The 21,566-nt window shown below is 72.8% G+C and carries 24 protein-coding genes; 18 read left to right on the top strand and 6 right to left on the bottom strand.

The window, feature by feature from the left end; all coding sequences use genetic code 11:
- Positions 1–468 precede the first annotated feature (468 nt).
- Positions 469–1,215, top strand: a complete 747-nt coding sequence (locus tag TOK_RS25705; RefSeq protein WP_172457783.1) for a (2Fe-2S)-binding protein — start codon at positions 469–471, stop codon at positions 1,213–1,215.
- Here TOK_RS25705 and TOK_RS25700 read toward each other — a convergent pair.
- The 3 genes from TOK_RS25700 to TOK_RS25690 are packed head-to-tail and all read right to left on the bottom strand — an operon-like array spanning position 1,202 to position 2,801.
- Positions 1,202–1,591, bottom strand: coding sequence for an Asp23/Gls24 family envelope stress response protein (locus TOK_RS25700; protein WP_098960533.1), 390 nt, complete (start codon positions 1,589–1,591; stop codon positions 1,202–1,204). The genes TOK_RS25705 and TOK_RS25700 overlap by 14 nt on opposite strands.
- Positions 1,588–2,223, bottom strand: a complete 636-nt coding sequence (locus tag TOK_RS25695) for an Asp23/Gls24 family envelope stress response protein (protein WP_253258636.1) — start codon at positions 2,221–2,223, stop codon at positions 1,588–1,590. The genes TOK_RS25700 and TOK_RS25695 overlap by 4 nt, the downstream gene beginning before the upstream one ends.
- Entirely contained in the window at positions 2,214–2,801 is a 588-nt protein-coding gene (locus tag TOK_RS25690) for an RNA polymerase sigma factor (RefSeq protein WP_253258635.1), read from the bottom strand. The genes TOK_RS25695 and TOK_RS25690 overlap by 10 nt, the downstream gene beginning before the upstream one ends.
- A 355-nt stretch (positions 2,802–3,156) precedes the next feature.
- Between TOK_RS25690 and TOK_RS25685 the strand changes: the two genes are divergently transcribed.
- From TOK_RS25685 to clpX, 6 genes are all read left to right on the top strand, one after another.
- Complete coding sequence (locus tag TOK_RS25685) at positions 3,157–3,330, top strand: CsbD family protein (protein ID WP_098960532.1); 174 nt, start codon at positions 3,157–3,159, stop codon at positions 3,328–3,330.
- A 74-nt stretch (positions 3,331–3,404) separates the two neighbouring features.
- Positions 3,405–3,749 carry a hypothetical protein gene (locus tag TOK_RS25680; protein WP_253258634.1) on the top strand — a complete coding sequence of 115 codons (345 nt, stop codon included), beginning with the start codon at positions 3,405–3,407 and terminating at the stop codon, positions 3,747–3,749.
- Between the two features lie 326 nt (positions 3,750–4,075).
- Complete coding sequence (gene tig, locus TOK_RS25675; protein WP_098960531.1) at positions 4,076–5,557, top strand: trigger factor; 1,482 nt, start codon at positions 4,076–4,078, stop codon at positions 5,555–5,557.
- Positions 5,558–5,812: 255 nt separating this feature from the next.
- Positions 5,813–6,427: a ClpP family protease gene (locus TOK_RS25670; protein WP_098960843.1), complete on the top strand. Its 615-nt coding sequence runs from the start codon at positions 5,813–5,815 to the stop codon at positions 6,425–6,427.
- Between the two features lie 11 nt (positions 6,428–6,438).
- A complete protein-coding gene (locus TOK_RS25665) occupies positions 6,439–7,053 on the top strand; it encodes an ATP-dependent Clp protease proteolytic subunit (RefSeq protein WP_098960844.1) in 615 nt (204 codons plus the stop codon).
- Positions 7,054–7,212: 159 nt separating this feature from the next.
- On the top strand, positions 7,213–8,493 hold the full coding sequence (gene clpX, locus TOK_RS25660; protein ID WP_098960530.1) for an ATP-dependent Clp protease ATP-binding subunit ClpX: 1,281 nt from the start codon (positions 7,213–7,215) through the stop codon (positions 8,491–8,493).
- A 180-nt stretch (positions 8,494–8,673) separates the two neighbouring features.
- Here the strand turns inward: clpX and TOK_RS25655 are convergent, their stop codons facing one another.
- Complete coding sequence (locus TOK_RS25655) at positions 8,674–9,843, bottom strand: CaiB/BaiF CoA-transferase family protein (RefSeq protein WP_098960529.1); 1,170 nt, start codon at positions 9,841–9,843, stop codon at positions 8,674–8,676.
- 85 nt (positions 9,844–9,928) lie between these two features.
- On the opposite strand from TOK_RS25655, the gene TOK_RS25650 reads away from it, so the two are divergent.
- A complete protein-coding gene (locus TOK_RS25650) occupies positions 9,929–10,570 on the top strand; it encodes a hypothetical protein (RefSeq protein ID WP_098960528.1) in 642 nt (213 codons plus the stop codon).
- A complete protein-coding gene (locus tag TOK_RS25645) occupies positions 10,567–10,875 on the top strand; it encodes a DUF6457 domain-containing protein (protein ID WP_141566543.1) in 309 nt (102 codons plus the stop codon). Before TOK_RS25650 ends, TOK_RS25645 begins: the two co-directional genes overlap by 4 nt.
- On the opposite strand, the gene TOK_RS25640 is transcribed toward TOK_RS25645, so the two are convergent.
- Complete coding sequence (locus TOK_RS25640) at positions 10,876–11,322, bottom strand: PPOX class F420-dependent oxidoreductase (RefSeq protein ID WP_098960526.1); 447 nt, start codon at positions 11,320–11,322, stop codon at positions 10,876–10,878. It lies immediately after the preceding gene.
- A 39-nt stretch (positions 11,323–11,361) separates the two neighbouring features.
- Here TOK_RS25640 and TOK_RS25635 point away from each other — a divergent pair, with 39 nt between their 5' ends.
- The 4 genes from TOK_RS25635 to TOK_RS25620 are packed head-to-tail and all read left to right on the top strand — an operon-like array spanning position 11,362 to position 16,708.
- Positions 11,362–12,093 (top strand): hypothetical protein, encoded by a 732-nt coding sequence (locus TOK_RS25635; RefSeq protein ID WP_098960525.1) that lies wholly within the window; start codon positions 11,362–11,364, stop codon positions 12,091–12,093.
- A gap of 42 nt (positions 12,094–12,135) precedes the next feature.
- A complete protein-coding gene (locus TOK_RS25630) occupies positions 12,136–14,760 on the top strand; it encodes a valine--tRNA ligase (protein WP_098960524.1) in 2,625 nt (874 codons plus the stop codon).
- Positions 14,757–16,310 carry a folylpolyglutamate synthase/dihydrofolate synthase family protein gene (locus TOK_RS25625; protein ID WP_374754929.1) on the top strand — a complete coding sequence of 518 codons (1,554 nt, stop codon included), beginning with the start codon at positions 14,757–14,759 and terminating at the stop codon, positions 16,308–16,310. Before TOK_RS25630 ends, TOK_RS25625 begins: the two co-directional genes overlap by 4 nt.
- Positions 16,307–16,708 carry a DUF4233 domain-containing protein gene (locus tag TOK_RS25620; RefSeq protein WP_253258633.1) on the top strand — a complete coding sequence of 134 codons (402 nt, stop codon included), beginning with the start codon at positions 16,307–16,309 and terminating at the stop codon, positions 16,706–16,708. Before TOK_RS25625 ends, TOK_RS25620 begins: the two co-directional genes overlap by 4 nt.
- A gap of 9 nt (positions 16,709–16,717) precedes the next feature.
- Here TOK_RS25620 and TOK_RS25615 read toward each other — a convergent pair whose 3' ends face one another.
- The gene (locus TOK_RS25615) at positions 16,718–17,656 is read right to left on the bottom strand and encodes a lysyl oxidase family protein (protein WP_253258632.1); all 939 of its coding nucleotides are present in this window, start codon (positions 17,654–17,656) and stop codon (positions 16,718–16,720) included.
- Between the two features lie 142 nt (positions 17,657–17,798).
- Between TOK_RS25615 and ndk the strand changes: the two genes are divergently transcribed.
- The 5 genes from ndk to TOK_RS25590 all read left to right on the top strand — a co-directional run bounded on the left by ndk (position 17,799) and on the right by TOK_RS25590 (position 21,528).
- Positions 17,799–18,209, top strand: a complete 411-nt coding sequence (gene ndk / locus TOK_RS25610) for a nucleoside-diphosphate kinase (RefSeq protein WP_098960522.1) — start codon at positions 17,799–17,801, stop codon at positions 18,207–18,209.
- Positions 18,191–18,724: a GNAT family N-acetyltransferase gene (locus TOK_RS25605; RefSeq protein WP_098960521.1), complete on the top strand. Its 534-nt coding sequence runs from the start codon at positions 18,191–18,193 to the stop codon at positions 18,722–18,724. The genes ndk and TOK_RS25605 overlap by 19 nt, the downstream gene beginning before the upstream one ends.
- A gap of 229 nt (positions 18,725–18,953) precedes the next feature.
- Positions 18,954–19,877 carry an ABC transporter ATP-binding protein gene (locus TOK_RS25600; protein ID WP_172457782.1) on the top strand — a complete coding sequence of 308 codons (924 nt, stop codon included), beginning with the start codon at positions 18,954–18,956 and terminating at the stop codon, positions 19,875–19,877.
- The gene (locus TOK_RS25595) at positions 19,877–20,707 is read left to right on the top strand and encodes an ABC transporter permease (RefSeq protein ID WP_098960520.1); all 831 of its coding nucleotides are present in this window, start codon (positions 19,877–19,879) and stop codon (positions 20,705–20,707) included. The genes TOK_RS25600 and TOK_RS25595 overlap by 1 nt, the downstream gene beginning before the upstream one ends.
- A complete protein-coding gene (locus TOK_RS25590) occupies positions 20,704–21,528 on the top strand; it encodes an ABC transporter permease (RefSeq protein ID WP_098960519.1) in 825 nt (274 codons plus the stop codon). The genes TOK_RS25595 and TOK_RS25590 overlap by 4 nt, the downstream gene beginning before the upstream one ends.
- Positions 21,529–21,566: the final 38 nt, after the last annotated feature.

Here is a 21,566-nt window from a genome sequence, read left to right as displayed (position 1 = left end):
ATCGGGACGACTGGACCTAATGGTTCCAAACAGAGTATCCGACACGCCCGCTGGGACACGGGTGCTCGTCCGTTCAGGTGCACCAGCCGGGAACTCGAATGCCATACCCGTCGTTGCACGGACGCGCGGCGGCAGGACGACCTCGTCGGAACCGGGGCCGTCTGCGCACCGCAAACGCGACCGCGCGCGGCACCGGGTGCGGTCATTCGCGCAAAGCGTCGCATGCGGCCCCCGCATTTCGCTACTCACGGGGTGAGTGAGCAGCGCGACTACGGCCCGACCTGCGAAGATCGTCCGTTATCGATGGTCGACCACCGCTGTCCGGCCCGAGTCGGTCCTCGCCGCGGCCCGCCGTGACGCGCCGTCATCACCTGTTCGGCGCAGCCGGGCGGACGCGCGGTGACCATGCGAGAACGGGGCAGGGGGCGTCCGCGATCCGCGCCGCCACGCTGGGCGACACTGGGTGTCGTGAGGGAACGGGTGGACGTCCGGGGCGCGCTCGCCGACGTCGCGGGCGTCAACGACTTCTTCCGGGTCGACACCAACCCCGCCGAGGCCGCCGACCCCACCTGGCGGCCGCTGACCGACCTGTGGACCGACCCGGCGCCGATGGCCGACCGCATCACCCACGTCGCCCGCGTCCTCGGCGGCGACGCCGGTCCCGTCGACGACCGGATCGCCGCGTCGGTCGCCATGCAGGGGCTGGCGGCCCGGGTGCTGTCGGCGCCGCTGGCCGTCGCCGTCCTGCACGACGTCGTCCCCGCCCTCACCGCCGCCGACGTGCACTGGCGCGTCTCGGTGACCGGCCCGTGGCCCCTGTGGGTCGCCGACCCCGGGTTTCTCGCCGGACCGGGCCTCGACGCCGCCGACCTCGGCGCCGCGCTCGCCGACCTCCTCGTCGACGAGCACCTCGCCCCGCTCGTCGACGCTGTCCGCGCCCTCGTCGGGGTGTCGCCGCGGACGCTGTGGGGCAACGCCGCCTCGTCGGTCGCCGCGGGCAGGCGCCTGGTCGGCAACGGGCGTCCGCACGTCGCCGCGCGGGCCGCGCGGATCGCCGCGGTCGTGCTCGACCACCCCGCCCTCGCCGCCGCGGGGGAGCGCCTCGCCCCGGTGCCGCCCGACGTCGGGTGGACGTTCCGGCGCCGCTCCTGCTGCCTGTACTACAAGGCGCCCGGCGGGGGCACCTGCGGCGACTGCGTCCTCACCGGACGCTGAGGTCGTCGCGCGCCGCCGGCTCCCTGTCGATCAGCACGTCGACCACCGTCACCCGCACCAGCGTGTCCAGCCCGGTGTAGGCGCCGACCGCCGCGGCGACCTCCCGCTGCACCGCCCGGGCCAGGTCACGGCAGTTGAACCCCAGGCGCGTCACGACCGACAGCGACACCTCCGCCTGGCCGCCGTCGACGCGCGCGCTCACCACCGGCGCCCGCCGCGTCCCCAGCACCTGGCCCGCCAGCCCCAGCAACGTCCCCGCCAGGTCGGTGCGCAGGGCCACGACGCCCGGCACCGCCGCGGCGGCCTCCGCCGCGACCCGCGCGACCAGTGCGTCGCCCACCCGGAACGTCGTCACCGGGACGTCCGCGCCGCTCACGAGGAGCCGCCCGGCCCGTCGGTGCCCGCACCGTCGACGAACACGTCGACGACCTCGATGTCCACCCGCGCCACCGGCACCCCCAGCGCCTGCTCACCCGCCGCCAGCACCATCTGGCGCACCCGCGCGGTCGTCGACGCCAGGTCGACCCCGAACCGGGCCGTCACCGTCATCGCGACCTCGGCCGGGCCCGGCGCACCGCCGGGTGCCGACGGCCGCGTGATCCGGCAGCTGCGTGCCCGCATCCCCGCCATCGCGTCGACGACACCGCGCAGCACCGCTGCGGCCGCCGCGGCGTCGAGCGCCGCCGGGCCGTGCGGCGAGTCGAGCGGGATGAGGTCCCGCGGCCGCAGCTCCGCCAGTACCGCCCCGACGACCCGGTCGACGACCGTCTCCGGCGGCACCAGCGACTGCCCGGCGAGGTGCCCGACCATCTCCTCCAGGCCGCGCGCGTCGGCAGCCGCGGCCCCGCAGTGCGGGCAGTCGCGCTCGTGCTCGTCGAGTGTCCCGGCCGCGGCGTGGTCCCAGACCTCGGCGGCGTCGCGCCCGCACGCGAGCAGCTCGACCGGCCCGGTGTCGACGGGGTCGGTCCCGCGGGTCTCCTCCGGGGTGAGCCTCGGGGTCAGCGCCACGGCCGCATCACCTCCGCGAGGGTCTTGCGCGCCCGGTGGATGCGCCCGCGCACCGTCGTCTCACCGGTGCCGACGATCTCGGCGATCTCCGTGTAGTCCAGGCCCTCCAGCTCACGCAGCACGAAGCACACCCGCTGGTCGTGCGGGAGTTCCGCCAGGGCCGCGGCCAGCGCCGTCATCCCCGCGTCGAGCTCGGCCTGACGTTCCGGCGACGCCGCCCGCGTGGCCCCCACGACGTCGCCCGCCTCCGACAGGTCGGCCACCGGCGTCGTCGGCCGGCTGCGGCGCAGCAGGCCGAGGCAGCGGTTCGTCACGATCCGGTACAGCCAGGTGGAGAACGCGGCGTCGCCGCGGAACGACCCGATCCGCCGCCACGCGTCGAGAAGGGCGTCCTGCAGGGCGTCCTCGGCGTCGGAGCGGTTGCCGAGCACCCGCACCGCCAGCCGGTAGAGAGCCACCTGGTGGCGACGGGCGAGCGCCTCGAACGCGCGGACGTCGCCCTCCTGGGCGCGCACGACCAGCGTCTGCTCGTCGAGGTCGGTGGGTGTGGCGACGACGGGAGCCGCGGCGGAGGTCACCGTGCCGGGTGCCGGCCGCGGTGGTGCCGGTGGCCGGGCCGTCGGGCGGACGTCCCGGGGTGTGCGCGCCGCAGGGCCCGTCGAGGCTGGCGCCGGCGACGTCGGGCGCGTCTCGGGACGGACGTCTCCGGCATCCTGCAACGCCGTCACCGCTCCCCCCGGATGTCGAACCTGGTGGGCCCGTACCCGGACAGGCTTACCACCGTGTGCACTGTGACCGTCCTCACCATACTGCGACCCGAAATCCTCCGCCCCGTCGCCGTGTAGGTCGCCGGGGTGCGGGGTACCCGGATGTGGACGGCACCGAAGCCTCCGGGATCACCCCCGGGGCCGGGACCATCGCGAGGAGGTCGACATGGGTTTGGGCGACAAGATCGACAACAAGGCTCAGGAGATGGCCGGCAAGGCGAAGGAGGGCGCCGGTAAGGCGACCGACGACCGCAGCCTCGAGGCCGAGGGCAAGAAGGACCAGGTGGCCGGCAACCTCAAGCAGGCCGGCGAGAAGGTCAAGGACGCGTTCAAGAAGTAGCCGCACCACGTGCGCGGGCCCCGGACGTCGACGTCCGGGGCCCGTCGTGTGCGTCGGAGCGCTAGCGTGACGGTGTGACCGAGCCCGCCGCCCCGCATCCCGTGCCCGGCACGTCGGCGCCGCGCGAGGTCGCCGACGCCGTCGCCGCCGCCGTGCTCGCCCACCCGGACGTGGAGCGCCTCGACGGTGGGCCGTTCGGCGCGGTCGCGTCCTACCTGCCGGGGCGGCGGCTGCTCGGCGTCCGCGTCGGCGGCCCGGCGGAGCCGGCCCAGGTCGCGGTCGTCGTCCGCTTCGGGACACCGCTGCCCGCGCTCGCCGAGTCGGTGGCGCAACGGGTCCGTGCCGTGCTCGGCCCCGTCCCCGTCGACGTCACGTTCGCCGACGTCGTGCTGCCCGTCGCCGGCTCCGCAGCGTCCTGACCCGGGCCCGGCCCTGCCCGGACCCGCCCGGACCGGTGCCCGGGCCGGCGCTGGAGCGGGCCGTGGCGCGTCGATGGACAGGCAGTGACGGTGACGTGGCGCGCACGTCGTACCGGTCCGGCATCGGGGCCCGTGGCGGCTCGCCTAGACTCGGCCGGACCGTTGACGTCGTCGCGCCGGCGTCACGACCGCCATCGCGCGGTCGGAACCACACCGCGCATCGTGTGACCAGCCCGGACGCCGCCAACTCGGCAGGACCGGGAGGCCACACGGCGCGGAGCGCGGAACCGCCAACATCGCCGGCCGCCAGTCCGAGGAGTACCACCGTGAAGAGCACCGTCGAGCACCTCAGCCCGACGCGCGTCCGTTTCAACGTCGAGGTGCCGTTCGACGAGCTCAAGCCCGACTTCGACCGCGCGTACAAGAAGATCGCCCAGCAGGTCCGCATCCCCGGGTTCCGCCCGGGCAAGGCGCCGGCCCGCATCCTGGAGGCCCGCCTGGGCCGTGGCGTCGTCCTCGACGAGGTCGTGAACGGCGCGATCCCCGGCAAGTACAGCGAGGCCGTGACGGCGTCGGAGAAGGTCACCCCGATCGGGCAGCCCGACATCGAGGTCACCGAGATCGCCGACGGCGACAAGCTGGCCTTCACCGCCGAGGTCGACGTCCGGCCCGAGATCACGCTGCCCGACCTCGACGGCGTCACCGTCACGGTCGACGACGTGTCGGTCACCGACGAGCAGGTCACCGAGCAGCTCGACTCGCTGCGCGCCCGCTTCGGCACCCTCACCGGCGTCGAGCGCGCCGCCGCGAACGACGACTTCGTCCAGATCGACCTCTCCGCGTCGGTCGACGGCAAGGAGATCGAGGAGGCCGCGACCACCGGGTTCTCCTACCAGGTCGGCCAGGGCGGCCTGATCGACGGCATCGACGAGGCCATCACCGGTCTGTCCGCCGGCGAGTCGAAGACCTTCACCTCGACTCTCGTCGCCGGGGAGTACGCCGACAAGGACGCCGAGGTCACCGTCACCGTCACCGCCGTCAAGGAGCGCAGCCTCCCCGACGCCGACGACGAGTTCGCCCAGCTCGCCAGCGAGTTCGACACGCTCGACGAGCTGACCGCGGACCTGCGCGAGCGGCTCGGCCGCGTCCGGCGCATGGAGCAGGTCTCGCAGGCCCGCGACAAGGTGCTCGACGCGATCGTCGACGGCACCGACGTCCCGCTGCCGGAGTCGGTCGTCACCGCCGAGCTCGAGTCGACCCTGCACGACGCCGTCCACGCGTTCGACCACGACGACGCGAAGTTCGCGGAGTTCCTCGAGACGCAGGGCAAGACCCGCGAGGAGTTCGACGCCGAGGCCCGCGACGAGGCCGAGAAGTCGGTCAAGGTGCGGCTGATCCTCGACGCGCTCGCGGACTCGGAGGAGGTCTCGGTCAGCGACGGGGAGCTCACCGAGCGCATCGTCTACCAGGCGCAGCAGTACGGGATGTCGCCCGACGAGTTCGTCCAGCGCATCCAGCAGTCGGGCCAGCTCGGCGCGATCTACTCCGACGTGCGGCGCAGCAAGGCGCTCATCGTCGCCGTCCGTGCCGCCACCGTCACCGACGAGGCGGGCACCGCGGTCGACCTGAGCGACCTGCTCGGTCCGGCCGACGAGGCCCCCGAGGTCGTCGAGGGCGGTGTCGTCGAGGGCGACGTGGTCGAGGCCGATGCGTCCGACCCCGCGCCCGACGAGGCCGCCGAGGCCGACTCCGACACGCCGGACGACGCCGACTCCGACGCCACCAAGGGCGCGTCCACCAGCGCCTGATCGTCGTGCCGCGGGCGCCCGGTGCGCCCACAGCGAACAACCTGCCCGAACGCGGACGCCGGTCCCGGCGTCCGCGTAGGGTCGGCGACACGGTCCACCCCGGACGCCCGGGGCCGACCGGGTACACGAGCCGGGTACGGACCAGAAGGCAGGAATGACGTGATTGAGCCTGCAGGCTCAGCAACGAACGACCGTCGAGGAGGGCTCGTGAGCCACGAGGACAGCGGCCCGCGTTCCGCGGGCCTGCCGCAGGAGATGCGCCGTGGAGCCACGGCGTCGATGACGTTGTCGGACTCCGTCTACGAGCGACTTCTCCAGCAGCGGATCATCGTTCTCGGCCAGCAGGTCGACGACGACATCGCGAACCGGATCGCGGCGCAGATGCTGCTGCTGTCGGCCGAGGACCCGCACGCCGACATCGCGCTGTACATCAACTCGCCCGGCGGTTCGGTGACCGCGGGCATGGCCATCTTCGACACGATGGAGTTCATCGAGTGCGACGTGGCCACCTATGCGATGGGCCTGGCCGCCTCGATGGGCCAGTTCCTGCTGTCGGCGGGCACGCGCGGCAAGCGCTTCGCGCTGCCGCACTGCCAGATCCTCATGCACCAGCCGTCCGCGGGTGTCGGTGGCACCGAGTCGGACATCTCCATCCAGGCGGAGCTGTTCCGCCGGCACAAGCGTGAGATGGCCGAGCTGATCGCGAGCCACACCGGCCAGACCGTCGAGAAGATCACGGCCGACTTCGACCGCGACCGCTGGTTCTCCGCGCAGGAGGCCCTCGAGTACGGCTTCGTCGACCACGTGATCTCGCGGGCCGGGCAGCTGCCCGACGCCGCCGCGGCAAACGGGAACGGGAGTGCCAAGTGAGTCGCTTCGAGATGCCCAGCTCCCGCTACGTGCTTCCCTCCTTCGTCGAGCGCACGAGCTACGGGGTCAAGGAGTCGAACCCGTACAACAAGCTGTTCGAGGAGCGCATCATCTTCCTCGGCGTGCAGATCGACGACGCGTCGGCCAACGACGTCATGGCGCAGCTGCTGTGCCTGGAGTCCGCGGACCCCGATCGTGAGATCAGCATGTACATCAACTCGCCCGGCGGGTCGTTCACGTCGCTGATGGCGATCTACGACACGATGCAGTTCATCCGGCCCGACATCCAGACCGTCTGCCTCGGGCAGGCGGCGTCGGCCGCCGCGGTGCTGCTCGCCGCCGGTACCCCGGGCCGCCGTCTCGCGGTGCAGAACGCCCGGATCCTGATCCACCAGCCGGCCACCGAGGGCTTCTACGGCCAGGTGTCCGACCTGGAGATCCAGGCTGCGGAGATCACCCGGATGCGGCGGCTGCTCGAGGCCACCCTCGCCAAGCACAGCGGGCGTACGCCCGAGCAGGTGCACGAGGACATCGAGCGCGACCGGATCCTCACTGCCCCCGAGGCCAAGGACTACGGGATCGTCGACGAGATCATCCAGAGCCGCAAGCTCTCGGCCGTCGGCTGACACAGCCGTCGGCGGGGTCCTCCGGGGCCCCGACACGACCGTCTGCCGAGCCGTTTCCCGATCGGAGCGTTTCGACGCTCCCCGGGAAGCGTGCTCGGCAGGTACCGTCACGAGCGGGCACACCGCGTGGTGTGCCGGATGGGACTGGGGTCTGCACTCATGGCACGCATCGGTGACGGCGGTGACCTCCTCAAGTGCTCCTTCTGCGGGAAGAGTCAGAAGCAGGTCAAGAAGCTGATCGCGGGTCCAGGCGTCTACATCTGCGACGAGTGCATCGATCTCTGCAACGAGATCATCGAGGAAGAGCTGGCCGAGGCCGGTGAGGTGAAGCTCGACGAGCTGCCCAAGCCCGCCGAGATCCACGACTTCCTCGACCAGTACGTCGTGGGCCAGTCCGGCACCAAGCGGACGCTGTCGGTCGCGGTCTACAACCACTACAAGCGCATCCAGGCCGGCGACAAGGCGCGCGGAGCCGACGGCGACGGCGTCGAGCTCGCGAAGTCGAACATCCTGATGCTGGGGCCCACGGGCTGCGGCAAGACCTACCTCGCGCAGACGCTGGCCAAGCTGCTCAACGTGCCCTTCGCCATCGCCGACGCGACCGCGCTCACGGAGGCCGGGTACGTCGGCGAGGACGTCGAGAACATCCTGCTGAAGCTGATCCAGGCGGCGGACTACGACGTCAAGCGTGCCGAGACGGGCATCATCTACATCGACGAGGTCGACAAGATCGCCCGCAAGTCGGAGAACCCGTCGATCACGCGCGACGTCTCCGGCGAGGGGGTGCAGCAGGCGCTGCTGAAGATCCTCGAGGGCACCACCGCGAGCGTCCCGCCGCAGGGCGGCCGCAAGCACCCGCACCAGGAGTTCATCCAGATCGACACGACGAACGTGCTGTTCATCGTGGCCGGTGCCTTCGCAGGCCTGGAGAAGATCATCGGTGACCGGGTGGGCCGCCGTGGTCTGGGCTTCGGCGCGGAGATCAGGTCGAAGAACGAGCTCGAGTCGTCGGAGAGCTTCGGCGACACGATGCCCGAGGACCTCATCAAGTTCGGGCTGATCCCGGAGTTCATCGGCCGGCTCCCGGTCGTGGCCTCGGTGACCTCGCTCGACAAGGAGGCCCTGGTCAAGATCCTGACCGAGCCTCGCAACGCGCTGGTGAAGCAGTACCGCAAGCTGTTCGAGATGGACGGCGTGGAGCTGGAGTTCACCGACGACGCGCTCGAGGCGGTCGCCGACCAGGCCATCCTGCGCGGGACCGGTGCCCGTGGGCTGCGCGCGATCATGGAGGAGGTGCTGCAGTCGGTCATGTACGACATCCCGAGCCGCGACGACGTCGCCAAGGTCGTGGTGACGGAGGAGACCGTCCGCAGCAACGTCAACCCGACGATCGTGCCCCGGCAGCCTCCGCGCCGGGAGCGGCGCGACCGCTCCGCCTGAGTTCACGAACTGCCGGACGCCGGCCCCTTGCAGGGGGCCGGCGTTCTGCTGTCCGGGCCCTGCGACCGGCCGGAGCCTGCCGCCCACCGGTGTGCCCGGACGGTCGGGCCCGGAAGGTCGGCCGCAATCCTCACTGCTGTCGACGGGCGGATTCGCAGCAGTGAGGTTGCGCGCGAGCCGTCAGTCGGCGAGGGCGTCGAGGTCGGCGCCGCTGTAGCCCAGCTCCGTCAGCACCTCGCGGGTGTGGGCGCCGAGGGCGGGGACGGTGCCGTCGGGGGCGGGCCAGGCCGAGGAGTCGACGGGCGGCACCGCCATCGGCACCGTCGCGCCGCCGGGGACGGCCACCGGGCGCCACCGGTCCCGGGCGACGAGCTGCGGGTGCGCGGGCAGGTCGGCGACCAGCCCGACCCGGGTCCAGGCGATGTCGGCCTCGTCGAGCAGCTCGCCGGCCCGCTCGGCGGTGATCGTCGCCAGGCGGCGGTCGATCTCGTGGTGCAGCGCGTCCCGGTCCGCGACGCGGCCGCGCACCGTCGTGAAGCGGGGGTCGGTCGCCAGGGTCGCGTCGCCGAGGACGACGGCGCACAGCCGCGCCCACTCGCGTTCGTTCTGGACGGCCAGGTGCACCGAGACGCCGTCGCCGCAGAGGAACGGCCCGTAGGGGGCGATCGAGGGGTGGTGCCCGCCGGTGCGCGGGGGCGGCGCGCCGGTGCCCAGCGCGTAGAGCATCGGCTGGTGCATCCACTCCGTGAGCGCCTCGAGCAGCGAGATGCGCAGGGTGGCGCCCTCGCCGGTGCGCTCGCGGTGCAGCAGCGCGGCGAGGACGGCGGCGTGGACCTGTACCCCGGCGGCGATGTCGGCGACGGAGATGCCTGCGCGGGCGGTGACGGGACCGTCGCCGGTGAGCTCGAGGAGCCCTGCCTCGGACTGCATGAGGGCGTCGTAGGCCTTGCGGCCGGCAGCGGGTCCGCCGTCGCCGTAGCCGGTCAGCTCGCAGGTGACGAGCCGGGGGAGCCGGGCGCGGAGGGTGTCGCCGTCGAGGCCGAGCCGGGCGGTGGCGCCGGGGCCGAGGTTGGCGAGCACGACGTCGGCGGTGTCGACGAGCCGGTGCGCGGCCGCGAGCCCGGCCGGTGACTTGAGGTCGAGCACGACGGACCGCTTGCCGCGGTTGATCCATGCGAAGTAGGAGGAGACGTCGCCCGCCGCCGTGTCGTAGAAGCGGGCGAAGTCGCCGCCGGGCCGCTCGACCTTGACGACATCGGCGCCCAGGTCGGCGAGCAGCCGCCCGGCGTAGGGGACGGACACGGCGTGGTCGAACGTCACGACGCGGATGCCGTCGAGGGGGAACGTCATGGTCCGAGCCAATCACGCCCGACCCGGAGGCCCGAGCCCGACACGGGACTGCCCGCGACCGTGGCCGGACATCCGCCGCGCCGTCTTGCCGCTGGAGAAGGGCCTGAACATCTCCGGTGTCGCGAGCTCGCTGCCGTTCCAGCTGGGCAGGGTGATGCTGGGACTGTCGGCGGCGGTGTTCGGGACGCGTGTCGACCGCAACGGGCCGCGCTGGGCGACGCTCGTGTCGTCGATCTGCTTCGTCGCGGGCTTCCATGTCCGAGTCGTACCTGTTCGGGCACCTGAGTGGTCTGCGTCACCAGTACTGTTCCCGTGGGGCGAGGTGCTCGCCGTCGTCCTGGGGCTGATCGCGTTCCCGGTGCTCGGCATCGGCACGCCGTGGGGGTTCGGGTCGGGACTGTCCCTGGTGCTCGGGGTCGTCGGCATCGCCTACGGGCCGGTCGGTGGGCAGCTGCCCGAGCTGTTCGCGACGCGCTACCGCTACACGGGCGCCGCCATGGCCTACAACCTCGCCGGGGTGCTGGGCGGGCGCGGTCACCCCGCTGCTGGCGACGCAGCCGGTCCCGACGTTCGGAGGTCTCGCCGTCGGCCTCTACCCGGCGTTCGTCGCCGTGGTCAGCACGGTCGCATCGCTGCTGGTGAGCGACACGCGCAGTGCCGGCCTCGCCGAGGACCCCGTCGGCGCCCGGGTGTGAGCGCAGGCCCTGTGGGTAGGTTCCGGGCGTGAGCGACGATTCGAAGGCCATGTCCGAGTGGGTCACCGCAGTGCGCCGGGAGCTGGGGCTGGAGGACGCCGTCGACGCGGACGCACTCGTCGACCGGATCCTCGACCTGACCGCCGACGTGGCCCACGGCGTCAGCCGCCCGGCCGCCCCGGTGACCGCGTACCTCCTGGGCCTGGCAGCGGGCCGGGCCGCCGACCTGACCGTGACGACCAACGACTTCGCCGGCGTCGTGAGCAGGCTGGCGGAGGGCTGGGACGCCGACTCCGAGCGCGGCGTCGCCGCCGACGAGCAGGCGGAGCGCGGCTAGTCAGCCCGCGACCGCCATGTGCGCGATGACCTTGGTCGGGCGCAGGCGCACGACCAGCTCGCCGGGCACGCCGTTGCGGCGGCCGTACTCCTGGGCACGGTCGGTGCCCATGTAGCGGGCGCCGAGCGCGGTCGCGGTGCGGACGAGCTCGCCGGGATCCTCGCTGGTCTCGGCGACGCCCTGGACCTGCACGAACGCGAACGGCGGCTCGGCGACGTCGACGACGAGGGTCACCCGTGGGTCGCGAGCCAGCGCGCGGCCCTTGGCCGTGGCGGCGCCCGTGTTGAACACGAGCGCCCCGTCCTCGACGACGAACCACACCGGCGCGGCCAGCGGGCGCCCGTCAGCGGCGGTGAACGCGAGGATGCCGGTGCGGGTGCCGGTGGACAGGAAGTCGACGACCTCGGGGGACAGGACTGCCGGCGCGGCGTCGGTGCTGCTGCTCATCCCCGCCGAAACCCCGGACGCCCGGGATAGATTCCCCGGGTGCGGACGATCTCGGGGTTCGGGCGCCGGGTGCAGGCGCTTCTCGGTGGTGCGCCACGGGCGGCGATGACCGCGTCCGTGGGCCCGGCCGTGGCCGGGGAGACGGTGCGGCCCCTGGCGATCCCGGGACGCCCGCTGCTGGACGACGAGCCGGGGGAGCAGCGCCGCGGCGGGGTCCGTCTCGACCAGGTCGACGGGACGACGTGCGGCAGCGCCGTGCTCGTCGCGCTCGCGGCGTGGGCGGCGCCCGATGAGCTGGCACGGCTGGAGCCCGACGGGCCGGACCCGGTCGTCGGCGGCATCCGGCGCGGCTTCGGTGCCCGCTACGACGCCCGGCAGAAGCAGGTCCACCGCGAGACCAACCGGCTGTGGCCGCAGGCGCTGGGCACGACGCCGTGGGCCATGGTCCGCTGGCTCACCCGCAACGTCCCGGCCGCCGGGCGGTACCGGGTGCGGCTCGTCGACGACAGCTCGGCGCACGACGTCGGTCCGCTCGTCGACGAGGTGGGCGCCGCCCTGGCCGTCGGCAGGCCGGTGCCGCTGCTCGTCGGCACCGCGGTGCCCCGGCACTACTGCCTGGCCCTCAGCGCCCGCGACGACGGGTACTGGCACGTCTACGAACCCACGTCCGGGCAGGTCAGAGCCCTGGACCCGCAGCTGATCGGCCGTCGGGCGCTCGGCCCGGTCCTGGGGTTCGACCACCTGCACACGGCCCTGCTGCCCCGGGTGTGAGCCGCCGGAAACCGGATGTGCCGGGCTCGTAGACTTGACAGCGTGACCGAGACCCTCCCACCGCGCACGTCCGACCTGCCCGCCAAGTGGAACCCGGGCGAGGTAGAGGGCGGCATGTACCAGCGGTGGGTCGATCGCGGGTACTTCCAGGCCGATCCGACGTCGGACGCCCCGGCCTACAGCATCGCGATCCCGCCGCCCAACGTCACGGGCAGCCTGCACCTGGGCCACGCGATGGACCACACCCTCATCGACATCCTCACCCGCCGCCGCCGGATGCAGGGCTACGACACGTTGTGGCTGCCCGGCATGGACCACGCGGGCATCGCGACGCAGAGCGTCGTCGAGCGCCGGCTGGCCGAGGCGGGCGAGCCGTCCCGTCGTGAGCTGGGCCGCGAGGAGTTCGTCCGGCGCGTCTGGGAGTGGAAGGCCGAGTCGGGCGGCGCGATCCTCGGCCAGATGACGCGCCTGGGCGACGGGGTCGACTGGTCGCGCGAGCGCTTCACCCTCGACGAGGGGCTGTCGCGCGCGGTCCAGACCGTCTTCAAGCGGATGTTCGACGACGGGCTGATCTACCGGGCCGAGCGCCTGGTCAACTGGTCACCCGCGCTGCAGAGCGCGATCTCCGACATCGAGGTCGACCACAAGGAGGTCGAGGGCGAGCTCGTCTCCATGCGCTACGGCGACGGCGACGCCTCCATCGTCGTCGCCACCACCCGCGTCGAGACGATGCTGGGCGACACCGCGGTCGCGGTCCACCCGGACGACGAGCGCTATGCCCACCTCGTCGGCACCACGATCCGGATGCCGATCACCGGCCGCGACATCCCCGTCGTCGCCGACCCGTACGTCGACCCGGCGTTCGGGTCCGGCGCGGTCAAGATCACCCCGGCGCACGACCCGAACGACTTCGAGATGGGCCGCCGCCACGACCTGCCGATGCCGACGATCATGGACGAGTCGGGTCGCATCGCGGGCACGGGCACCCGGTTCGACGGCATGGACCGGTTCGAGGCGCGCGAGGCTGTCCGTGAGGAGCTGCGCGCGCAAGGCCGCATCGTCGCCGAGAAGCGCCCCTACCTGCACAGCGTCGGGCACGACTCGCGCACCGGCGCCGTCATCGAGCCGCGGCTGTCGCTGCAGTGGTTCGTCCGCGTCGAGACCATCGCGAAGGCGGCGGGCGACGCCGTCCGCAGCGGAGAGACCACGATCCACCCGCCGGAGATGTCGTCGCGGTTCTTCGACTGGGTCGACAACATGCACGACTGGTGCATCTCCCGGCAGCTGTGGTGGGGCCACCGCATCCCGGTCTGGTACGGCCCCGACGGCGAGACCGTCTGCGTCGGCCCGAACGACGAGGCGCCGACCGGCGAGGGCTGGCGGCAGGACGAGGACGTCCTCGACACCTGGTTCTCCTCGGGTCTGTGGCCGTTCTCCACGCTCGGCTGGCCCGACTCCACGGCCGACCTCGAGCGCTACTACCCGACGTCCGCGCTGGTCACCGGCTACGACATCCTGTTCTTCTGGGTCGTCCGGATGATGATGTTCGGGACGTACGCGATGGGCGCGAGCCCGTTCGAGCACGTCTACCTGCACGGGCTGATCCGCGACGAGCACGGTCGCAAGATGTCGAAGTCCAAGGGCAACGTCATCGACCCGCTGGAGCTTATCGACGCCTACGGTGCCGACGCGCTGCGCTTCACCATCGCGCGCGGCTCCAACCCCGGCACCGACATGTCGCTGTCCGACGAGTGGGTCGCGGCGTCGCGCAACTTCACGACGAAGCTGTGGAACGCCACCCGCTTCGCCGTCGCCAACGGTGCCGACGCCGCCGCCGGGCTGCCCCCGGCCGCCGAGCTCACCGACGCCGACCGCTGGATCCTCGGGCGTCTGCACCAGGTCCGCGACCAGACCGACGCGCTGCTGGAGGACTTCCAGTTCGCCAAGGCCACCGAGGGGCTGTTCCACTTCACGTGGGACGAGCTGTGCGACTGGTACCTCGAGCTGGCCAAGCCCCAGCTGGCCGACACGGCCGGCACCACCGCCGCACACACCCGGGCGGTCCTCGGGCACGTCTTCGACGCCCTGCTGCGGCTGCTGCACCCGATCACCCCGTTCATCACCGAGGCACTCTGGACGGGCCTGACCGGCGGCGAGTCCGTCGTCGTCTCCCCGTGGCCCGCCGACGCGGGCCTCGCGCCCGATCCGGCGGCCACCGAGCGGGTCCTGGTCGTGCAGCGGCTCATCACAGAGGTCCGCCGGTTCCGCACCGAGCAGGGCCTGCCCGACCGGCGATCGGTCGCCGCGCGGCTCGTCGGCCTCGACGCGGCCGGCCTCGGCGGCCACGAGGGCGCGGTCCGGTTCCTCACCCGCCTCGACCTTCCGGGCGACGACTTCTCGCCGACGGCGACCGTCGAGATCGGCAACACCCACGTCGAGCTCGACACCTCGGGGGCGATCGACGTCGCCGCAGAGCGGGCCCGGCTGGGCCGCGACCTCGCCGCCGCGCAGAAGGAGCTCGACGCGGCCGACAAGAAGCTCGGGAACCCCAGGTTCACCGAGAAGGCCCCGGCCGACATCGTCGACGGCATCCGCGCGCGCCGGGAGGCCGCCGCCGCCGACATCACGCGGGTCACCGCACGCCTCGAGGCGCTGCCCGCATCGTGAACGACCACGATCCGGGACACGACGACGACCTCCCCGAGGGCGGCGTGGACGGCTACGCCGACGAAGGCGACCTGCCCGAGGGCGAGGGCGCGGTCGCCTCGCCCGAGGAGGCCACGGAGGACGCGGTCATCGCGCACGTCCTCGACGCGATCCGCGGCGCCGACACCCCCGACGTCGTGCCCGTGGGGTCGACAGTGGCGGGGTTCGCGGAGTTCCTCGCCGTCGAGGCGGTGCTCGACAAGCGCTGGCCCGAGACCGTCATGGAGCCCTCGCTCGACCGGATCGCCGCGCTCGTCGACGCGCTCGGCGAGCCTCAGCGCGGGTACCCCGTCGTCCACATCACCGGCACCAACGGCAAGACGTCGGTGGCCCGGATGGTCGACGCACTGCTCTCGGAGATCGGGCTGCGCACCGGCCGCTACACCAGCCCCCACCTGCAGCGGGCCACCGAGCGGATCAACCTCGACAACCGGCCGGTCCCGGCAGAGCGCTACGTGTCGGTCTACCGCGAGGTCGAGCCGTTCGTCGAGCTGGTCGACGCCAAGCGCGGCGAGGGCGAGCCGGCCCTGTCCAAGTTCGAGGTGCTCACGGCGATGGCGTTCGCCGCGTTCGCCGACGCACCCGTCGAGGCGGCCGTCGTCGAGGTCGGGCTGGGCGGACGCTGGGACGCGACCAACGTCGTCGACGGCACCGTCGCCGTGATCACCCCGATCGGGCTCGACCACGCCGAGTTCCTCGGGAACGACATCCTCGGCATCGCCCGGGAGAAGGCCGGCATCATCAAGCCCGGCTCGATCGCCGTGCTCGCCACCCAGGAGCGCGACGTCGCCGCGGTCCTGCTGGAGCGGGCCGTCGAGGTCGGCGCCCAGGTCGCCCGCGAGGGCGCCGAGTTCGGGGTGCGGGAGCGCGAGATCGCCGTCGGCGGGCAGCGCCTGGAGCTGCAGGGCCTGTCCGGCCGTTACGACGACATCTTCCTGCCGCTGCACGGCGAGCACCAGGCGTCCAACGCCGCCATCGCACTCGCTGCGGCGGAGGCGCTGATCGGGGCGGGCCCGGCCCAGCCCCTCGACGCCGACGCCGTGCGCGCCGCCTTCGCGTCGGTGCGCACACCGGGCCGGCTGGAGCGGATGCGCAGCGAGCCGGGCACCCCCACCGTCCTGATCGACGCCGCGCACAACCCGCACGGCGCCCGCGCCCTGGCGGCCTCGCTGCTCTCGGAGTTCCGCTTCACCCGGCTCGTCGGCATCATCGGCGTGATGCGCGACAAGGACGCCCGCGGCCTGCTCACCGAGCTGGAACCCGCGCTGCACGAGATCGTCGTCACCGCCGCCGACACCGCGCGCGCGATGAACCCCGACGAGCTGGCGGCGCTCGCCGTCGAGGTCTTCGGCGCGGAGCGGGTCAGCGTCGAACCCCTCCTCGCACGAGCGATCGAGCAGGGCGTCGAGCTCGCGGAGGAGGGCGGCGACTCCGGGGTCGGCGTCGTCGTCACCGGGTCGGTGGTCACGGCCGGTCAGGCCCGCGCGCTCTACGGGAAGGAACCGGAGTGAGCACCCCGGAGACCCCGCCCGCGGTCCCGCCGCCCGCGACCGACCCCATGAAGGGCATCCGCGGGGTCTTCGCCATGACGTTGGTCCTCGAGGCCGTCGTCGTGCTGCTCGCGATGCTGGTGCTGCCCAAGTTCGGCGAGGGCGCCACGACCGAGGGGGTCGTCTCCATGACCGTCCTCGCGGTGGCCATGATCGTCGGCTCCGGGCTCCAGCGTCGTCCGTGGGGGCTGGCCTACGCGCTCGTCCTGCAGATCGGCGTGTTCGCCTGCATCGCGTTCGTCCCGGCGATGTGGGTCATCGGGATCGTGTTCGTCATGGTGTGGGGCGGGCTGCTGCTCCTGCGCCGTGACGTCGCCCGCAGGATGGCGCGCGGGGACCTCCCCTCCCAGCGGACCTGAGTCCGCCGCTCAGGACGCGTCGGCCTCGCTGCACGTCTCGTGGCCGGGGCAGCTGCGCACCAGGTGCACCTCCGGCGGCGCCGTGACCGTCCGTGGCGCCGCGCCACCACCGGGCCAGTGGATCGACACCACGATCGACGACGAGTTGTTCTCGTAGTCCTTCTCCAGGAGCTGCCGGTCCGGGTTCACCGTGTTGACCAGCGTGTACGTCCCCGACGGCACCGTCGTGACGTCGAGCCACTGGTAGTCGACGGTGTAGTCGTAGTTGTCGCCGCTGCCCACCGAGATGCCCTCGGCGACGTCGAGCGCCTCCGGGTGGTGCATCCGGCAGTCGTTGGCTGCCAACGCGTCGCCCAGCACCGCCTGCGGCGATCCGTCGTCGGTGACGATGTGGGCCAGCGTGTCCGTCGTGTAGATGTCGTAGCGGTCGCCCAGACAGAAGCCGTTCTTGCGGTCCGACACCACCGTGTGGCCGTCGGCGGCGACGAGCCGGAACCGGTCGAACGCCAGCAGGTGCCAGTGCTGGTGCATCGTCGCCGGCTCGTAGTACATCGACGCGCCCGGGACCGGCCGCTGGGCGTCGGCGAACGACGCGGGCAGCGGCGCATCCTCACCGGGCTGCAATGCCTGGCGCACCGCCATGGTCGGCGTCGCCGTCGAGTCGCGGTGGCCGTAGAGCAGCAGGGGACCGTCGCCGACGTTCTCCTCCGACGACGTGAACCGCAGCCGCACCTGCCGCATCGGGCCCGACGTCACGCACTTCGCGTGCGGGTTCTGCGGGTCGGCGACCGGGCACACGTCCCAGGCCGTGCAACTGCCGGGCGCGATCTCGGTGGCCGGGGCGCACCCCACCGGGGCCTGGGTGAGATCGGGCAGCAGCGGCGGGTCGAGGTCCTGACACGCGGCGAGGAACGTCGTCGCCAGACCGATCACGAGCGCCGCGGCCACCGCTCGTGCCCGCGTCCGCCGTCTGCTCCTCGCACCGAACCCCACATCCACGTCCAACGAGCGGGCACGCGGGCGGTGGCGGGGCCGAACAGGTGACGGGCCCGTTCCCGGGGACGCGACGGTGCGTCGATACGCTGACGCGGTGACTGAACGCACCCTGGTCCTCGTCAAGCCCGACGGCGTCGAGCGCCGCCTCATCGGCGAGGTCGTCTCGCGCATCGAGCGCAAGGGCCTCTCGCTCGTGGCGCTCGAGCTGCGCGCGGTCGACCGTGAGCTCGCCTCCCAGCACTACGCCGAGCACGACGGCAAGCCCTTCTTCGAGTCGCTCCTCGAGTTCATCACCTCCGGCCCGGTCCTCGCGGCCGTCGCCGAGGGCCCGCGCGCCATCTCGGCGTGGCGTCAGCTCGCCGGGGGCACCGACCCCGTCGACAAGGCGGCCCCCGGCAGCATCCGCGGCGACTTCGGCCTCGAGGTGCAGTACAACCTGGTGCACGGCTCCGACTCGCCCGAGTCCGCCGCCCGCGAGATCAAGCTGTGGTTCCCGAATCTCTGAGTCCGTCGACGTACGTCGTCGCCGACCCGGGCGCCGAGCTCACCGAGGCCTTCGCCTCGCTGTGGCTCGAGGTGACCCGGGCCGGTGGCGCGGTCGGCTTCCCTGCCGACGCCCCCGCGGCCGACGTCCGCGCCCTCGCCGCCCGCACCCTCGACCAGGTCCGCGCCGGGCAGCTGCACATGCTGGCCGTGGGTGAGGAGAACGACCTGGCCGCCGTGGTCTTCCTGCGCCGCGGCGCCGGCCCCGTCGTGTCCCACCGCGCCGAGATGATCCGGCTGATGGTGCGGCCCGACCTGCAGGGTCGCGGGCTGGGCGGCTCACTGATCGACGCCGCGATCCGCCGTGCCGGCGAGCTGGGCTGCGACCAGCTGCTCGCCTCGGCGCGCGGCGGTACCGACCTGCCCGGCTTCTACGTCGCCCGCGGCTGGGTGGAGGTCGGCCGGTTCCCCGCCGCGCTGCGCATCACCCCCGATGACGTCCGTGACGAGCACTGGCTGCAGTACCGCATCCGCTGACCGTCCGACACCGCTGCGCGGCGGCGCTGCGGGAGTCGGGGCGCCCGCCTCCCGGTAGACGGGCCGCCCCTGCGCGGTCATCGCGGGGTGTTCGCGGTCGGCGGCGATGCCACGACCCGCGCGCTGACCCCACTTGCCGGCGCGCCATGCGCGTGGCGCAGGTGCGGTGTGCGAGGTGCGGCCGGTGATCGCTGCGCGTCCTGTCGGTGCGCCGGGTTACGGTCTGGTCGTGTCCGACGCGCTCGTCCAGGCCCGAGGTCTGCGTAAGAGTTTCGGCGCGGTCGAGGCGGTCCGGGGGATCGACGTCGATGTCGCGCCGGGTGAGGTGTTCGGTTTCCTGGGCCCCAACGGCGCCGGGAAGTCGTCGACGATGCGGATGATCGCCTGTGTGTCGCCGCGCACCGGCGGCACGCTGTCGGTGCTGGGGATGGACCCGGGCGCCGACGGGCCGCGGATCCGCGCCCGCATCGGCGTCGTCCCGCAGCTCGACAACCTCGACGCGGAGCTGTCGGTCCGCGAGAACCTGGAGATCTACGGCCGATACTTCGGGCTGCCGCGCCGCCACGTGCGGGAGAAGGCCACGGAGCTGCTGGAGTTCGCCCAGCTCACCGAGCGGGCGGGCGACACGGTGGAGGAGCTTTCCGGCGGGATGAAGCGCCGGCTCACGATCGCCCGGTCCCTGGTCAACGACCCGGAGCTGCTGCTGCTCGACGAGCCGACCACGGGGCTCGACCCGCAGGCCCGGCACCTGCTGTGGGACAGGCTGTACCGGCTCAAGCGCGAGGGCGTCACGCAGATCGTCACCACCCACTACATGGACGAGGCCGAGCAGCTGTGCGACCGGCTCGTCGTCATGGACGGTGGGGTGATCGCCGCCGAAGGCTCCCCGGCCGAGCTGATCAGCCGCTACTCCACCCGCGAGGTCCTGGAGCTGCGGTTCGACCCCGAGCGCCGCCCGGGCGCCGCGGCCCTGGAGCGCCACGCCGACCGGGTGGAGGAGCTGCCCGACCGCTTCCTGCTCTACACCGCCGACGGCGAACGCACCCAGGGCGACGTCGTCGGTGCCGGGTTCGTGCCGCTGTCGTCGCTGGTACGGCGCTCGTCGCTGGAGGACGTCTTCCTCCGTCTCACCGGCCGGACCCTGGTCGACTGATGGCGGTTCCCACGGTGGCCGCACCCTCGACGGGCTTCGCCCCGACGGCGCTGGGCGGCGTCGGGCGCGTCGTCGAGCACCACTGGCGCTGGTACCGGCGCAACTGGCGCGCCACGGCGGTGTCGTCGATCCTGCAGCCGCTGCTGTTCCTGCTGGCGTTCGGCGTGGGTTTCGGGGCGCTCGTCGGCAGCGGACCGAACGCCGCGGCGGCGACCGGCGGGGTGCCCTACCTGGTGTGGCTCGCGCCGGCGCTGCTGGCGATGTCGGCGGCGCAGAGCGCGGCGTTCGAGTCGACGTACCCGATCCTGTCGGGCTTCAAGTGGCAGCGGATCTACGTCGCGATGGCGTCGGGTCCGCTCACCGGGGCGCAGATCGGGCTGGGTGTGCTGTCGTGGACCGGGCTCAAGATGCTCGGCTCCGGCATCGTGTACGTGCTGGTCATCGCCGTGTTCGGCGGTGTGGCGGGCCCGGGGATCGTGGTGTCGTTGGCGGCGGCGGTGCTCACCGGGCTCGCGGTCGCGTCGCTGATCACGGCGTTCGCGGCCACCGTGGAGAACGAGGGCAACGCGTTCAGCGCGCTGTTCCGGTTCGTCGTCATCCCGATGACGCTGTTCTCCGGGACGTTCTTCCCGGTCGACCGGCTGCCCGAGTGGGTCCGGCCCGTCGTCTGGGTCTCCCCGTTGTGGCACGGCACCGAGATCGCCCGCGGCGCCGCGCTGGGCACCTGGACGCTGGTGCCGACGCTGGGTCACCTCGCCGTCCTGCTCGTGCTGCTGGCGGTCGGAGGGGTCCTGGTGGCCCGGCTGTTCACCCGCAGGCTCGCCGCATGAGTGCTCCCACCGTGCCACCGGCGCCGCAGGTGTGGCGGTTGCTGCCCGCGGGCAGCTATGCCGGCCGGGCCAGGATGATGATGGTCCGCTCGGCCGCGGCGTCGCGGCGGACGTGGCTCGCGTTCGTCTCGGGCTTCTTCGAGCCGCTGTTCTACCTGCTCGCGATGGGCACCGGGCTGGGCTCGCTCGTCGGTGACCTGCCGGGACCCGACGGGCAGCCGATCTCGTACGCGGCGTTCATCGCGCCCGGCCTGCTGGCGGCGTCGGCGATGAACGGCGCGGTGTTCGACTCGACGTACAACGTGTTCTTCAAGCTGCACTACGCCCGCCTGTACGACTCGATGCTCGCCACCCCGCTCGGGCCGGTCGACGTCGCGCTGGGGGAGATCGGCTGGGCGCTGCTGCGCGGTGGCCTGTACGCCACGGCGTTCCTGTCGGTGATGGCCGGGTTCGGGCTGATCGCGTCGCCCTGGGCGCTGCTGGCGCTGCCCGCGGCGCTGCTGGTCGCGTTCGCGTTCGCCGCGGTCGGGATGGCGGCCACGTCGTTCATGCGGTCCTGGCAGGACTTCGACCTGGTCACCCTCGCGGTGCTGCCGATGTTCCTGTTCTCCACGACGTTCTACCCGCTCTCGGTCTACCCCCGCTGGCTGCAGATCGTCGTGGAGTGCCTGCCGCTCTACCACGCCGTCGAGCTGATGCGGGGGCTGACGACGGGCGTCGTCGGTCCCGGCCTGCTCGCGCACCTGGCGTACTTCGTGGTGATGATCGGCATCGGGGTCGTGATCGCGTCGCGGCGGCTGGAGAAGCTCCTGCTGCGCTGATCCCCGCCTGCCGGCCTCGACCCGGCAGGCCCGTCCTG

Source organism: Pseudonocardia sp. N23 (assembly GCF_002583555.1).
Taxonomy (GTDB): domain Bacteria; phylum Actinomycetota; class Actinomycetes; order Mycobacteriales; family Pseudonocardiaceae; genus Pseudonocardia.
This window is presented reverse-complemented; position numbering and strand designations above follow the sequence as displayed.